Annotated in this window: 9 protein-coding genes; 2 read left to right on the top strand and 7 right to left on the bottom strand. The window is 57.3% G+C overall.

The features are described from left to right. Positions 1–185: 185 nt before the first annotated feature. Positions 186–1511: an MFS transporter gene (locus EL098_RS23055; RefSeq protein ID WP_126358305.1), complete on the top strand. Its 1326-nt coding sequence runs from the start codon at positions 186–188 to the stop codon at positions 1509–1511. Between the two features lie 100 nt (positions 1512–1611). On the opposite strand, the gene EL098_RS23050 is transcribed toward EL098_RS23055, so the two are convergent. After that, positions 1612–3678, bottom strand: a complete 2067-nt coding sequence (locus tag EL098_RS23050) for an AsmA family protein (protein ID WP_126358304.1) — start codon at positions 3676–3678, stop codon at positions 1612–1614. 65 nt (positions 3679–3743) lie between these two features. Then, on the bottom strand, positions 3744–4517 hold the full coding sequence (gene pdeH, locus EL098_RS23045; RefSeq protein WP_126358303.1) for a cyclic-guanylate-specific phosphodiesterase: 774 nt from the start codon (positions 4515–4517) through the stop codon (positions 3744–3746). 241 nt (positions 4518–4758) lie between these two features. On the opposite strand from pdeH, the gene kdgK reads away from it, so the two are divergent. Further along, complete coding sequence (kdgK, locus tag EL098_RS23040) at positions 4759–5691, top strand: 2-dehydro-3-deoxygluconokinase (protein ID WP_126358302.1); 933 nt, start codon at positions 4759–4761, stop codon at positions 5689–5691. Positions 5692–5806: 115 nt separating this feature from the next. Here kdgK and EL098_RS23035 read toward each other — a convergent pair whose 3' ends face one another. The 5 genes from EL098_RS23035 to bcsZ all read right to left on the bottom strand — a co-directional run bounded on the left by EL098_RS23035 (position 5807) and on the right by bcsZ (position 15739). After that, positions 5807–7291, bottom strand: a complete 1485-nt coding sequence (locus EL098_RS23035; protein WP_126358301.1) for a M16 family metallopeptidase — start codon at positions 7289–7291, stop codon at positions 5807–5809. A gap of 219 nt (positions 7292–7510) precedes the next feature. Beyond that, positions 7511–8797 (bottom strand): dicarboxylate/amino acid:cation symporter, encoded by a 1287-nt coding sequence (locus tag EL098_RS23030; protein ID WP_126358300.1) that lies wholly within the window; start codon positions 8795–8797, stop codon positions 7511–7513. 177 nt (positions 8798–8974) lie between these two features. Further along, positions 8975–10963, bottom strand: a complete 1989-nt coding sequence (gene hmsP, locus EL098_RS23025) for a biofilm formation regulator HmsP (protein WP_232012272.1) — start codon at positions 10961–10963, stop codon at positions 8975–8977. 202 nt (positions 10964–11165) lie between these two features. Next, complete coding sequence (bcsC, locus tag EL098_RS23020) at positions 11166–14651, bottom strand: cellulose synthase complex outer membrane protein BcsC (RefSeq protein ID WP_126358298.1); 3486 nt, start codon at positions 14649–14651, stop codon at positions 11166–11168. Further along, on the bottom strand, positions 14633–15739 hold the full coding sequence (gene bcsZ, locus EL098_RS23015) for a cellulose synthase complex periplasmic endoglucanase BcsZ (protein WP_126358297.1): 1107 nt from the start codon (positions 15737–15739) through the stop codon (positions 14633–14635). The genes bcsC and bcsZ overlap by 19 nt, the downstream gene beginning before the upstream one ends. Position 15740 lies beyond the last annotated feature (1 nt).

The raw sequence follows: 15740 nt of genomic DNA, 5'->3' as shown, positions 1-15740 counted from the left end.
AAAAACCAGTTTTATTCTCTGTTTTGAAAATTTTGTGAAGCATTTCATAGATACTTACGGGCCAGCCTGAAAATTATTCACTTAATGGCTACTTTTTGACCTCTGCTGGCCCGTCCGGCGCGTTGAAATGCGGCTTTCGCTATGCGTAAATGGCTTTTCGTTCGCCAAATAAATAAGAAAAAACTATGCAAGCATCCGTTGCCACAACGCTCGATACCGGGGCTGACGCCACGCCAGTAAACTCACGCGGAAAAGTCGTCGTGGCTTCGCTGGTCGGTACGGCCATCGAGTTCTTCGACTTTTATATCTACGCTACCGCAGCGGTGATTGTTTTCCCGCATATTTTCTTCCCGCAGGGCGATCCGACGGCCGCCACGCTACAATCGCTGGCAACGTTCGCTATCGCTTTTGTTGCCCGCCCGATTGGCTCTGCGCTATTTGGTCACTTTGGCGACCGCGTGGGCCGCAAAGTCACGCTGGTTGCCTCTTTGCTGACGATGGGCATTTCCACCGTCATCATCGGCCTGCTGCCGGGCTATGCGACCATCGGTATCTTTGCCCCGCTGCTGCTGGCGCTGGCTCGTTTTGGTCAGGGTCTTGGCCTGGGCGGTGAATGGGGCGGCGCGGCGCTGCTGGCCACTGAGAACGCCCCACCGCGCAAGCGTGCGCTGTACGGCTCTTTCCCGCAGCTGGGTGCGCCTATCGGCTTCTTCTTCGCCAACGGTACCTTCCTGCTGCTCTCCTGGCTGCTGACCGACGAGCAGTTCATGTCCTGGGGCTGGCGCGTGCCGTTTATTCTTTCGGCGGTTCTGGTCATTATCGGGCTTTATGTCCGCGTTTCGCTGCATGAATCCCCGGTATTCGCGAAGATTGCTAAAGCTGGCAAGCAGGTTAAAGTGCCGCTGGGCACGCTGCTGACCAAACACCTGAAGGCGACCATCCTCGGCACCTTCATCATGCTGGCGACCTATACGCTGTTCTACATCATGACGGTCTACTCGATGACCTTCAGCACCGCGCCGGTGCCGGCAGGCCTCGGCTTCTCACGCAATGACGTGCTGTGGATGCTGATGATGGCGGTTATTGGCTTTGGGGTGATGGTGCCGATTGCAGGTTACCTGGCAGACGCCTTTGGTCGCCGCAAAAGCATGATCGTTATCACCAGCCTGATGATTCTTTTTGCGCTGTTCGTCTTCCCACCGCTGCTGGGCTCGGGTAGCCAGGCGCTGGTGATGGCCTATCTGCTGATTGGCCTTAGCCTGATGGGGCTGACCTTTGGTCCGATGGGTGCCCTGCTGCCGGAGATGTTCCCGACGGAAGTGCGCTACACCGGCGCCTCTTTCTCCTACAACGTGGCGTCCATTCTCGGCGCATCCGTCGCACCGTACATCGCGACCTGGCTGCAGGCTAACTATGGCCTGTTCTATGTCGGCGTTTATCTGGCCGCAATGTCCACGCTGACGCTGATTGCGCTGCTGCTGAGTAAAGAGACACGCCACCAGTCGCTGTAATTTTTACCCTCACCCTAACCCTCTCCCTAAAAGGGAGAGGGGACGCTGATTTCCCCCTCGCCCCTTCGGGGAGAGGGGCGGGGTGAGGGGGAACATTCGCTCACTTCTTCATCTGCCCCAAAATCGTCCGGCACTGATTCTCGCTCCCTTCAGAAGGCGAAATCAGCGCGGCCAGCGCCGCAGCAGGCGTCACCAGCGTCGCCAGCGCAGCGGCAACCGCCCCGCGCACAATCAATGGCCCCGGCTTCACGCCAGCATCCGGGTTCTTGAACGTCCCGCGCACGTAAAGCGGTGAACGCAGGGTAATAATTCGAATCCCCTTGCTCTCCGGGTCAATGGTCAGGTCCAGACGCTCGCTGCCAAAGTTGGTGCTGCCGGTCACGTTGATCAGGGCGTTTTCGGTGTCAAAGGCAAAGATCCGCGGCGTCGCTATCCCGTTACGCAAATCGAGGTTCGCGGCAGCGCAGTTAATCCGCACCTCATCGTCGCCAAAAATTTTCCCGACAATGTAGTTCCCGACGTTCAGGCCGACGATCTCCATCAGATTGCGGCTGATCAGCCCGTCGTTCATCAGCAGCTTCAGGCTGCCGTTGCTGGTCCCCAATAATGCGGCAACGGAGTTACCTCGCCCGCTAAGATTAGCGTCACCGTTAAGCTCGCCGAGCGTTTTCTGCATCGACTCCACCTTCGGCATCAGCTGCTTCAGCTGCAGGCGACGAGCCTGAATATCGGCTTTGCCCTGCATCGGCTTTTTGTCGCCTTCGAGGTGGATATTGGCGTTAATGGAGCCTCCGGCCATGCCAAATTTCAGCGGCTGCAGGCGCAGGTCGGCGTTTTTCAGGATCACATGGGTCGTGAGGTCGCTAAGCGGCAGCGTCCCGCTGTGCTCGATGCGCTGCCCTTTAAAGCGGACGTCGGCGTCCATCACGTTCCATTTGTCCGTTTCAAAGCGATCGTAAGGCAGCACTTTATCGGCAGGCTGAACGGTACTGTCGCCGCGCTGCTGTTTGGCTTTTTTGGTTTTCTCGGCGCCTTTCCCGGAATCAACGCCAATCAGCGGCCCTAAATCAGCAAGCCGTAGCTGCTTAGAGACTAAATCACCCTCGAGCTTAGGCCGCGGCTTGCCCTGGCTGTAGGTCAGGGAGCCGTGAATATCGCTGTCGCCAATGCGCCCGTTGAAATCCTGGTAGCGGAAGACCGAACCTTTGTCGGTGTCGATTTTGGCCAGCAGATGGCCGTCCGTTTCAAAAGGCGGAGTATCCGGCAGCAGCACGCCGGTCAGCGCGTAAAGATTGCCGAGGGAGTCACCGGAGAATTTGAGCCTGAGGTCAACGCCGCCCATTTTCATCGGGTCGTTGATGGTACCTACGAAGGCTACGCGAGACGTGCCAGAGCGCACGTCAGCCTGCACCGGAAACGCGATATCGCTTTCACTGCGCAGCGCCAGCATGCCGCCGATTTTGCCGCTGCCTTCTACTGGCTGGTCATTGTAGCGGCCGCTCACTTTCAGCCCGAACGCGTAATCCGCCGCCTTCGCCACATCTTTTCCCTGCGGCTTTTGACCGGAGACTTCACTGAAAGGCAGCGGTTTACCCAGCGGGTCGACGAGGATCGTAAGGTCAGCTTTTGTCACCTTGTCATCCACCGAGATACGCCCTTTATCGAAAAGGATGTTGTCCAGCCGGAAGGACCAGCCGGAGGGCTTCTGGTCAGGATCTTCGTCGCCAGAGCTGGCAAGATTAAAGGTCCAGTTATTCTTTTTTTCCGACAGACGGATAATCCGGGCATCGGGCTCAACCAGCTTTATCCAGGGAATGTAGACCGTTTTGGTCAGCAGCGAGAGCGGCGCAAGCGTTGCGTCCACCCTTGGCAGATGGACCATCGTCACTTCAGGAATATCCGGCGGGTTGCCCAGAAGAATATCTTTGGCGTGAACGTGCGGCCATGGCACCCAACTCCGCCAGCCGCGCTCCTGTTTATTCCGTTCCCATACCACGCCCAGATCGCCACGTATGGCAAAGGGGCGATTCAGTTCTGTCGAGACTTTTTGGTTGATGGTTGGTTTCAGTCGGTTCCAGTCAAATGTCGCCATCACCACGATCGCTACCACAACCAACAACAAGAAAACCCCGGCGATTACGCTGCTAATTTTACCTGCTCTTGTCATCCTTCTTACCTCTCCTGATGCCGGTCTGCCTGACTAAAAGATAGTTCAGGGTGACCGAAACGACATCAGGGGAGGTGGATCAGAACATGTTCAAGGTTTTCGAAAGGCAACGGACGTGAAAGGAAATAGCCCTGTGCCGCACAGGCCGGTGAAGACTGAACATCTCTCCATTCTTCAGCCGTTTCAATACCTTCCACAATTACCCCCTTGCAATAGCGGTTCATCAATTGCAGCAGCATGGTGAATAAATTACGCCCTTCATCGCTTTTCCTCAGCATGATGAAAAGTTCGCGTGCCACTTTGATGTAGTCATAACGCACTTCGCTCAGCGCGGAAAAGTTGGCGAGGCCGGTCCCAAAATCATCAAGCCACAGCGGGCCAAACTCCTGCAGACCGGCAAGGGTCGCAGCCTGCGGTAAAGTAATATGTTCCACCAGCTCAAAGCGCACCCACGGCAGCTTCGCGATCAAATCCAGGATCGGCTGATGCTGCCTCATCGCCATCAGCGTCGGGCCGTCCACGTTGACTGACGCCAGAATGCCATGACCGAGAAACGTGGCTTGCCATGACTCAAGCAGTCGAAGCTGCTCTTCCACAACCGTAAGCCGCAGGCGGGCAGGAATCGAGGAGAAATAGCGATCGGGCGGGATGCGTATTTCTGCTTCATCCGGATGGGTGACCACCGTCAGCAGCTCAACCGCCATCAGTTTCCCGTCCGTTTTATAAATCGGCTGAAAGGTGTAGCGACGCTGGCACTGCAGCCAAAATCGTCGTTCTTCTAAACTTTCAACGCTCGCCTCAAGCGTGTGCAGCCGGTGAGTAATCTGCTTCAACTTCATCTGTACATCCTGTTTGACCTGATGACTCTACGTGGCTCGTCGAAAGGTTATCGGCGTGGCAATAGAGAACTTTATGTTCGCTTTCGCGGCACGCCGGGCCGGATCGATTTTGGTCACCTTCACGCTCAACTGGCGCAGATCAAAAAAATTCAAAACGCTGTTTTAAAATATTTGACTCATTTTTCACCACGGCGGAAAATGCCAGAATCTGGCTTTTTGCTTATTCCCTCATCAGGTTCCTATGTCGACCCACAAAATTGCCGTCATTGGCGAATGCATGATCGAGCTCTCCCAGAACGGCGCCCAGGTGCAGCGCGGCTTCGGGGGCGATACCCTGAACACCTCCGTTTATCTGGCTCGCCAGGTCAGCGAGAGCGAGCTTGCCGTGCACTACGTCACCGCCCTCGGAGAGGACAGCTTTAGCCAGCAGATGCTGGAGGCATGGCGCCAGGAGCGCCTGCACACGGACCTTATTCAGCGCCTGGAGCACCGACTTCCGGGCCTCTACTACATTGAGACCGACGCCAGCGGCGAACGCACCTTCTATTACTGGCGTAACGAATCGGCGGCGCGTTTCTGGCTGGAAAGCGAACATTCGGATGCCATTTGCGCGGAGCTGGCGCAGTTCGACTACCTCTACCTGAGCGGTATCAGCCTGGCTATCCTGAACGAAGCCAGCCGGGAGAAGCTGCTGGGGATGCTGAAACAGGCCAGGGCGAACGGCTGCAGGGTCATTTTCGACAACAACTATCGCCCACGCTTGTGGCTTAACCGCGAGGAAACCCGGCGTGTATACCGACAGATGCTGGCCTGCACCGATATTGCTTTTCTGACGCTGGATGATGAAGACGCACTGTGGGGCCCCTGCCCGGCAGAGGAGGTGATTCACCGGACACATGCCGCAGGCGTTGAAGAGGTCGTGATTAAGCGGGGCGCAGACTCTTGCCTGGTGTCTGTTACAGGTGAGGCTTTAGTTAACGTCCCGGCGCTGCGGCTGCCGAAAGAAAAAGTCGTCGACACCACCGCCGCAGGGGATTCCTTTAGCGCAGGGTATCTGGCGGTGCGTTTAAGCGGAGGTACGGCCGAAGAGGCGGCGAAGCGAGGCCATCTGACGGCAGGCACGGTGATTCAGTATCGCGGGGCGATTATCCCGCTGGAAGCGATGCCGGCCTAAATTAACCCTCTCCCTAACCCTCTCCCTGGAAGGGAGAGGGGATAAAAGAAAAAACCGGCACTCATTTCCCCCTCTCCCCGTGGGGAGAGGGTCGGGGTGAGGGGCAGTTCCAGCACTAAGAGGCCGGAGGAATATCCGAAACATCCTGCTTAGGATCGTCGGTCACCGGCGGCGGCGCGGCTGGCACCATCACCTTATCCCACGTCTCCTTCAGCTCCTTCATGTTGTACTCAGGCTCGCCCTTAGGCTGCAGCAGTACCAGAGACATCTCCTGAGAGAGCTGCTGACGCAGATCCTGGTTGAGCATAGAGACGGTCAGGCTGTCCAGGAAGTCCTGCCGCAGCTTCTGGTACTGTTCCGGCGCAATATCCACCACCTGGTTCTGCAGGGAACGCATACGCTGGCTGATCAGTATATCGGTATCGGTACGGGCGTAGGTGGCAAACAGCTTTGTCAGCTCGTTTTTCTTCTGGGCGATCAGCGTATCAAACTCTTCCTGTGACAGGCCTTTATCGCGTACGCGCAGCAGTTCCCGGCCTACGCTGGTCAGACTCGCATCCAGCTTGTCGTTTGGTGAATCAATATTAATCCCGCACTGGGCGCGCAGGAATAGCACACGACAGTCGAAGCTGAGGTTGAGGTCTTTAACGCCGTTTTTGCTGAGGTTTTGCTGAACATTCCAGAACAGCGCCTCGCGAGCCAGATCGGCACGCCAGTAACGCAGCAGCGCGGCCGATTCGCGGATCGGCTGCCAGGTGTTATCCCACATCAGCGAAAGTCTGTCCTGATGCACGCTGTCGGTCATCAGGCTGACCGGTTCCGGCTTGAGCGGGGAAAGGGTTGCGACCGGCGCAGGGGTTTCGCGTTTGCCTTTCAGCTCGCCGAAGGTTTTGCTGATTTGCTCCGCCACGTTGCGGCTATCCACGTTGCCCACCACGATGAGGGTCATAGAGTCCGGGGTGTACCACTTGTCATAAAACGCTTTCAGCTGCGCGGCATCAACCGGGCGCTTGAGCGTCTCCGCCGGGTCGTGGCCCAGCAGCGTGGAGCCTTTCAGGCGGTAGCGCCACCAGCTGTCTTTGGTATTCATCGGCCAGGTGGCAACCATATCCGGCACGCGCAGCGCAGCGGTCACGGTGTCAGAGGTCACGTCCAGCGTGCCGGTGTTGGTGGCCAGAAACGTCAGCGCTTCTTTCAGTAAATCATTGCGGTTGTTTGGCAGGCTCAGATTAAACAGCGTGAAGTCATAGGAGACGATGACCGGAGGAAGTGGACGCTGCGGATCGCTGCTTTGCTGCCATAACGAACGCGCCTGGCTCGTGGGCAGGCCGCCGGCCTGCGTCAATACCATGCGCGGTAAAAAGTGGCTGTAACCGCTTTGCTGGGCGGTTTCGGCAAGCGAACCGGTATTCACCATCAGGCGAATTTCAACGCGATCGCTTGGGCGCTGGGGAGTAGCCAATACCTGCCACTGGAAGCCGTTAGAGAGCGTTCCTTGTTGCCAGGCCGGGTCCGGCTGGAGTGCTTCTGCCTGCACATGACCGGCGGCTGCCACGAACAGCAATCCGCCAGCTAAAAGTCGAATCTTGGTGCCCTGCATGTGAACCCCTAAAAACAATCCTGGTTAAAAGTAGCACATCGGCGCGGCATTCGACGTCCGCAGACCGACATAGGTGACGTTTCACCAATCCGTTTGACCGCATTTCTGCGAAAACGTCACTTAAGAAAGTGAAAAATAGAGCATGTTGAACATTTAATGGGGGGTAATTATGCAGAGTCGCCCGCAGCAAGGGCAAGTCGCTGCGGGCAATTGGTCGGATTAGTGGGAGACTTCGGTTACTTTTTTATCGGAATGGGGGTTATCCAGCTGTTGCTGAAGCTGTTTCTCATCAAGCTGCTTCACCCATTTGGCCACCACAACGGTCGCCACGCCGTTACCTACCAGGTTGGTCAGGGCACGCGCTTCAGACATAAAGCGGTCGATACCCAGGATCAGCGCCAGGCCAGCCACCGGCAAATGACCTACCGCAGAGATGGTCGCCGCCAGCACGATAAACCCGCTTCCGGTGACCCCAGCCGCACCTTTAGAGGAGAGCAGCAGAACAACCAGCAGCGTGATCTGATGGAAGATATCCATATGGCTGTTGGTGGCCTGGGCGATAAACACCGCCGCCATCGTCAGGTAAATCGAGGTCCCGTCCAGGTTGAACGAGTAGCCGGTGGGAATGACCAGGCCGACAACGGATTTACGGCAGCCCAGCTTTTCCATCTTGTCGAGCATGCGCGGCAGCACGGACTCGGAAGAAGAGGTTCCCAGCACGATCAGCAGCTCTTCTTTGATATAGCGGATGAACTTGAAGATGTTGAAGCCGGTAACGCGGGCAATAGATCCCAGCACCAGAATCACAAACAGCAGACAGGTAATGTAGAAGCAGATAATCAGCTGGCCCAGCTGAACCAGAGAACCTACCCCGTATTTACCAATGGTAAATGCCATCGCACCAAACGCCCCGATTGGCGCCAGGCGCATGATCATATTGATGATGCCGAAGATAACCTGAGAGAAGCTTTCGATGACGTTAAAAATCATCTGGCCTTTATGGCCGAGGCGGTGCAGGGCAAAACCAAACAGCACGGCAAACATCAGCACCTGCAGGATGTTACCGCTGGCAAACGCACCAATCACGCTGCCGGGGATCACGTCCAGCAAGAAGGCAATCACGCCCTGCTGCTGCGCTTGTTCAGCGTAAACCGCCACCGCTTTCGCATCCAGCGTCGCCGGGTCAACGTTCATTCCCGCGCCAGGCTGGAGTACGTTAACCACGATAAGGCCGATAATCAGCGCGATGGTGCTGACAATTTCGAAATAGAGTAACGCTACCGCGCCGGTGCGGCCAACGGCCTTCATGCTTTCCATGCCTGCAATCCCGGTCACCACGGTACAGAAGATGACGGGCGCAATAATCATTTTAATCAGTTTGACGAACGCATCGCCAAACGGTTTCATTTGGGCACCCAATTCCGGGTAAAAGTGACCCAGCAAAATACCGATGGCAATTGCGGTCAGCACCTGAAAATAGAGACTTTTGAAGAGTGAGGTTTTCATTAGAGTATCCTTGAACGGAGAGTAACCGCAGCACCGACTCAGGAACCGGTATGACTGCGACACTCAACATATCACCCCAAAAAAAACGCAGAAGTGGCCTCGATCGCCTTTGTTAACGGAATTGTTAAAAACTTGAACTGAACCGATCCAGCTCGCAACATTTGTAACTAATGTTTTTCATTCTGACGGGAGAAACTGGCGCTCAAACTGCTCCGGTGTGCAGGCTTTGGCAAATAAGAAACCCTGTGCGGAGATGACGCCCTGCTCCACTAACCACGCCCGCTGAGCTTCCCGCTCGACGCCTTCGGCCACCACTTTCAGCCCAAGTGCTTTGGCCATCGCGATAATCACGCCGACCATCGCGTTATCTTCCGGCAGCCCTTCAATAAAGCTTTTGTCTATCTTCAGCACGTCAATTGGCAGCGCTTTCAGGTGATGCAGATGGCGCAGGCTGGCATAGCCCATGCCAAAATCATCCAGCGCAATGCGCACGCCGGCCTGGTGCAGCGGCCTTAAGATATTCACCGCGGCTTGCGGATCGTCGATGCGGCGGCTTTCGGTCACCTCAAGGATCAGCGTGCCAGGCTGGATACGGTAGCGGCGGATTAACTCCAGCAGCGACGGCACCATCGCTTCGTGCAGCAGCTGCAGGGCGGAGAGGTTCACGCTCAGCGGCAGCTGAATACCCCGGCTCTGCCAGGCAGAGAGCGTGCGGCAGGACTCTTCGAGGATCCAGTTGCCGACGGTTATCATCATCCCGCAGGCTTCAATACTCTCGATAAGCCCTTCCGGCAGGCTCCAGCTACCGTCCGGCTGGCGCTGGCGCAGCAGCACTTCGGCACCGACGACGCTGCCGTCGCGCATATCTACCTGCGGCTGTAGCCAGACGGCAAAATGGTGTTTTTCCAGCGCGCTTAAAATATCGTGCTCCTCGGTCAGGCGGCGCTGGGCTTTTTCCATCTGCTCGGGGTCGAAGAACTGGATCTGGTTTTTCCCGTAGCGGCGAGCCGAGAGCGTAGCTGAAGCCGCCCGGCGGTAAAGCTGTTCCGCGCTGAGACCGACCTTAAACATCGCAATACCGATGCTGGCGGTAGGCTTAAGGTGAAGCGCCTGAACCGGCAGCCTTTCGTTGAGCGTTTCCATTATTTGCCGGGCAAGCGTCATCGCGTACCACGGGTCGCTGACGCCATAAAGCAGCAGCCCAAAATCATTCTGGCTAAGCTGGGCCAGCACCCGATTCGCGGGCAGCACGGCCTTGATTTTTTCCACCAGCGTCAGCAGCAGCATCTCCCGCTGCTCGTCGTTAAGCACCCCGGCGGCATCCTGCAGAGTTTCACTGGCGATGAGCATCAGCGCGCCGTGCTTCTCGTTCGCCACCATCTGTTCGATCAGCGCCAGCAGCAGCGCTTTATTAGGCAGCTCGGTCACCGGGTTGTGGGTACTCAGCGTATTCATCTGCTCCTGAAGCCGCAGCGAAACCTGCTGATTACGGTTGTAGCTGCGTACCAGCATGCCTATCTCATCGTCATGGTGCAGCGGCGGCAGCGTGAGCTGGTGATCGCCCGTCTGCTGCGGATTAAGGCCATCAAGCTCACGGCTAATCTTGCGTATCGGATGGACCACCAGCCGGTTAATGCACCAGCTGATCGCCACGGTCAGCATCAGCGCCAGCAGCAGATAGGTGGTTAGCAACGTGGAGATCGTGCTGATGATAATGCGGTACATGCGCCACGAATCCGCCTGCAGCACCAGGTAGGCCAGCGGCTGCGGGTTTGCCGGGCGCTCCAGCGAATAGAGCGGAAGGGAGATCTGAACCGGCAGCTCAAATACGCGGGCGATGAGCATCGGGATCTGGTGTTCCGGCATAAAACTTAGCCGCAGCGCCTGGAACTGGTTTGGCAGCACTACGTCCGCACGGCTGATAATGCCGGACGGTTGAATCTGATGAAGAATAGCCTCAGCCTGTGGAATATCGGCGCGAAGAATAGCTTCGGACAGAGGAAGACGGACGGAGTGGGCGATTTTCTCCATCTGCGTGGCGGTGTCGTAGCGGCTTTGCTGTACGAAATGAAACAGCTGGATGACGATAAAAATAAAAATAAAGACCAGCGCCACGGCTGACACCATGGCCATCTGTTTTATCGTAAGGGAACGACTGACTCGCAAGCTGACTCTCCGCTTTTGCTTAATCCACGCCACGCCCGGCATCAGGATATTCTTATGCCCGCAGAGTATACTGCATTGGCCCGGGTTTTAACCCTTGCCTCGGGATAATCGGGTAATTCTGCTTTTACGCACAAAATCACGTCAGCTAAAGGCAAAAAAAGCGGCAGCCAGCGGGCTATGCTGCCGCTTTATCCCCTTCCGATCAGAAATCCGCGTAAGGCACCAACGGCTGCGGCGGCATGTCCATATCGCCCTGCCAGCCCGCCATCGAGTAACGAACGAAAATCAGCGCATGGCTTGGGGTGTAATCCTTGGCCTGCTGAATATCAACCCCGGCACCAATGGACCAGTGCGAGCTGATCCGACGCTCGACCAGCGCCCTGGCCGTATAACCGAAGCCGTTACTGCTGCTGGCGGAGAACGGATCGTTACGGTCCGGATAGCCGGTCTGCTGCTCCAGATTATCAGGCACCAAATTGCGCTGCGGATAGCGCATGCCGGCGTTGCTGTGGGAATAAGACCACGAGCCGGAGGCTCCCAGCTCCCATGACCAGTTCGCCGTACGTTTACGCCAGGTCACCGGCACCGCAAATGACAGGTATTTCTGCGGGCTGTAATAGCCACCCTGACCAAGGAAGTAGTCGCTGAGATCTTTGTCGTAGTGCCAGACCATGTTGGTGAGGCCGACGGTCAGCCGCTGATTGTTCTGGTTAATCAGCTTGTAGTAATAGCCGGTCATCCAGCGCACGCGCCAGTTATCCGCCACATTTTTACCGGTCAGGGTATCTGCGCTCAGGCTTGACCAGACGCCGTTGGCTTCGCCCTTGTCATAGCTCAGGCTAACGCCGCCGCCGGTAGCACGAACGCCGCCCCACACGGTGTTGGTGTTGGGATCCCGCTGCCCGCCGAAGGAGAGCAGGGAGCTGGAGACAGGGCGACGGTGCGCATTCACCGTGTAGCCAATCGGCCCGAGGTCGTTGCTGTAGCTAACGCCGCCGACAACGTCAACGACATCAAAGCCCAGCGGCGTGGTACCGATATCCGTCTGCCAGGTGTCATTCTTCCAGCCCACCGCCAGGCTTGCGCCGTTGGCTCGCTGTTTAGTGCTGCCGAAACAGGTATGCTCCGCGCAGGTGCCCCAGCGCTCATTGTAGCCCGAGCCGTTATCTTTGAACGATCCGGCGTCCATGTTAACCATATCGGTACGGAACCACATCCGCCCGTCGCTGAGCGGAGCGTCCACCTGCAGCATCGTGGTATGGGCTTTTAGATCGGAGTAACCTGGCGTACCGCTGGAGCCCCAGTATTCGTGGTCGAGCGTGACGTTCACATCCTGCTGACGATAAAGATCGGCGGCATCGCTGCGAACGCCGCGCTTCAGCCAGTCATCTTTTTCGTCATTACGCGTAAGCCGGGTGAAGCTGTCGTTATCCCCCGGGCGCGTCCGGGTAATATCTGAAGACACCATCGCATCTTTGTAAGTTTCGAGCGCCTGCTGCGGCTGACCGCTTGCGGCCTGGAAACGGGCGGCATCGCGCATCACCAGCGCACTTTCCATCGAAGGCGGCTGTCTTTTCGCCGCGACCAGCATCGGGGCATAGATTTGCGCGGCTTTTTCGTTATCGCCCAGGGCAGCCCAGGCATTCGCAACGCGACGCTGGGTATTCATTGCCGGCGTTTCCCCCGCCGGAGACTGCTGCAGCTTCGCCAGCAGGCCACGCGCCTGAGGTTGATCCCCCCCGGCGATCAGCACTTCTGTTAGCCCCAACAGGGCATCTTCGTTATTCGGCGAACGCTGCAGGACCTTCTGATAATGCGTTTTCGCCGTCGGGCGGTCGCCACGTTCGGCAGCCCAGTCGGCCAGCGTTAACTCAATGCGATCGGACGGCGTCTGCTGCTGCAGCAGCGTAATCGCCTCTTTCTCTTTACCACTGTCCCGCAGCCGGTTAGCCGTCTGCATCACAGAGTTAAACTGCAGCCGGTCTGCAAGTTCATGAATATTGTCGTTCCACTGCGCTTTTGGCAGCGTGTTGAGGTGGCTTAGCGCCGCCGCCTCCTGGTTATTGCCCGAGAGATACAGACCGTAGGCAAACACCTGCTCCGGGTCTGCTGGCTTGCGCTGCGCCAGATTGCGCATCAGGCCGTCCGCCTCGCTGCGCTTCCCGGCGGCGTAGAGATCGTTGGACAGACGATAGGTAATCCACACGCTGTCCGGATCAAGCTTCAGGCGCTGGCGCTGAACTTCCGCTGCCCTCGCCCACTGTTTCTGGCTTTCCAGTGCGGTCGCCTGCTGTTCCAGGCGTTCGCCCGCCAGGCTGCGCTCAATATCATCGATGCTTTTGCGCTGGCTGGCCGAAAGACTTTGAATATATGCCGTGGCACGCTCCGGCGACTGACGGCGATAAACGTTCGCCAGCCCGCGAATCGCGTTGCTGTTCCCGCGGTCCATTCGCAGCGCCTGCTGATAATAACGCTCGGCGCTACGGTCATCTTTTTTGGCGACGGCGACATCGCCAAAGCCCAGCACCGCGTAGCTGTCGGTGTTATCGACGCTCTGCGCCTGCTGATACTTCTGCAGCGCAGCATCCGGATTACTGGCTTTTAGCTGAGCATCCCCCTGCTTGATAAGCAGCCAGTAGCGGTTGGTTTTGAGCAAGCTGTCCCACTTACCCCGGTTATCGCTTTGGGGATCCATCTGAATGGCTTTTTCGAACTGCTGCACCGCCAGGGCACGCTTGCCCTGCTGGGAATAAGCCTGCCCCAGCGCGCCGACCACTTCACTGTCGTTTTTCTTCGCGCTTAACGCCGCTTTCAGCTGCGAAACGGCCTGGTTACCTCGCCCGTCGCCGACGTTCTCCAGCCCTTTAGCACGGGCAAGGAAGGACGGGTCTGCCAGCTGCTTTTGCTGCAGGGCAAGTCTGTCTCGTGCGGTAGCGACGGTATCGCCTTCGGTGAAGACAGTGAGGAAACGCTGCAGCGCCGCAACGCTTTGCGGCCCCGTAGGGAGATTGCTGATTTGGCCATACCAAAGGGCGGCGGCTTCTTCCCGGCTGCTGTTTGACTTCGCCATTTGCTCGAGCACCTGATAGGCCTCATTGCTGCGGCCGTTCGCAAACATCAGGCGTGCCAGATTACCGCGTAGCTCACCGTTACCCGGCGCAGCTGCATCAAGCGCTTTTAGTTTATCAATCGCCTGGCCGGTGCTGGCCGGGCGCTTCGCCATCAGCGTCCAGTATTCCACCGCCAGGTCACCCGCAGGAGGATTTCCGTCAAACAGCTTTTCATAGGCGACAATCGCCCGATCGGTTTGCCCGCTGGCCGCCAGCAGGCGAGCCTGCTGCAGCTGCTGGCGACCGTCCGCGCCGGTCAGCATCATCGTAGTTTGGGACTGTTTGTATTCCGCAGAGCCGGGGGCCAGTTTCTCCAGTCGTTCCAGCTGCGCTTTCGCGCCGGCAGTGTCCCCCTGACGCAGCAAATAGCGCATCCGGGCCGCAATCACGTCCGGATCGTCAGGCGCCATCAGCTCAAGCCTGGACAGCGACTGCCGCACGATATCTTCACGTTTGCTGGCCTCGCCCATCCTGACCTGCTCAAGCAGCTGCTGCTGAGGCGTCAGGGCGGCCTGAGCCATCGGCATCAGCGCCATACCCAGCGACAGAGTGACTAAACTTATTGAGAACTTGCGCATACCTGACCCCAGCTCGGGATTAATTCACCAAGAGAATTGAAGCGAAAACGTTTTTGATCCCATCCCTGGCCAAATAGCGTTAAAACATAGCTGTAATAGGCGTCAGCCTGGGGGAAATGATCTTTAACCCGCTGACGCTGCACGTCCCGTGCTTCGCTATCCTGTAAAAAAGGCAGCATAGCGGCGGAGAACCCCACCGGCCCGTTGCCCTGAATACTGCCGGTTTGCACATCGACTTTTTCCGGCGGCAAACCTTCTTTAATCGTGATATCGGCCATCGGCTGGAAGGCCTTTAACAACCCGGCTTTACGTGGATCGTCATCGGCCATCATGCCTACCCAAAGATAGACACGTATCGCGTCGTAGCTGCCGTGGCGGGCATCATCAGCGGTAAACTGCCAGCCTTTGCCTTCATGCCAGTCAGCCCAGTTTGGCGAAAACCCTTTTGGCGCGGTCTCGAGCAGCAGCCGCTGGTTTGCCGTCTGCATGGCTGACCAGGGCCCGCTGTAGCGGACCATCCGCTGTAACACCTGCGGCGGCAGATAGCTTGGGTTCAACCGCCAGTCGGGGGAATGGTTAAACCCCACACGCCCCGGCAATAACGAAAAGCCCAGCCCCGGGATGTTAATCACTTCCTCTTTCGCCACGCGCTTTAACAGCTTTTCGCCAAGGCGCTTATAGGCAGGTTCACGCCATAAACGCCCCGCTTCCAGCAGGCTCCAGACGATCCACATGTCGGCGTCGGAGGCGGAGTTAGTGTCTAAAACCGTCCACTCATCTTTGGCATTTTTGCCCCATAGCCAGGCGGGAAGGTGATCCTTTAGCGCGCCCTGAGCAAGGTTGTTTTCCGTCCAGCGCAGCAGCTTGTCGAACATCGGCCGATCGTTAGCGGCCAGCGCAAAGAAGAGCGCATAGCTCTGCCCTTCTGAAGTGGTAATTTTGCGTTCATCGCTGGGATCGATCACTCTTCCCTGGTCGCTGATGTAGCCTTGCTTAAACTGCTCCCAGGCAGGCCAGGTACAGGCGGCCTGCCCGGAAACGGCTGTCAGCATCAGCCCGACCATCAGCAGTACGGAGCTGATTTTCATA

Origin of the sequence: Cedecea lapagei (assembly GCF_900635955.1) — a bacterium.
Lineage (GTDB): Bacteria > Pseudomonadota > Gammaproteobacteria > Enterobacterales > Enterobacteriaceae > Cedecea > Cedecea lapagei.
The sequence above is the reverse complement of the archived record's forward strand: the minus strand, read 5'-3'. Positions and strand labels throughout refer to the sequence as shown.

Coding starts and splice junctions, on each gene's coding strand:
- EL098_RS23055 (WP_126358305.1), top strand. CDS start 186: ATGCAAGCATCCGTTGCCACAACGCTCGATACCGGGGCTGACGCCACG.
- EL098_RS23050 (WP_126358304.1), bottom strand. CDS start 3,678: ATGACAAGAGCAGGTAAAATTAGCAGCGTAATCGCCGGGGTTTTCTTG.
- pdeH (WP_126358303.1), bottom strand. CDS start 4,517: ATGAAGTTGAAGCAGATTACTCACCGGCTGCACACGCTTGAGGCGAGC.
- kdgK (WP_126358302.1), top strand. CDS start 4,759: ATGTCGACCCACAAAATTGCCGTCATTGGCGAATGCATGATCGAGCTC.
- EL098_RS23035 (WP_126358301.1), bottom strand. CDS start 7,291: ATGCAGGGCACCAAGATTCGACTTTTAGCTGGCGGATTGCTGTTCGTG.
- EL098_RS23030 (WP_126358300.1), bottom strand. CDS start 8,797: ATGAAAACCTCACTCTTCAAAAGTCTCTATTTTCAGGTGCTGACCGCA.
- bcsC (WP_126358298.1), bottom strand. CDS start 14,651: ATGCGCAAGTTCTCAATAAGTTTAGTCACTCTGTCGCTGGGTATGGCG.
- bcsZ (WP_126358297.1), bottom strand. CDS start 15,739: ATGAAAATCAGCTCCGTACTGCTGATGGTCGGGCTGATGCTGACAGCC.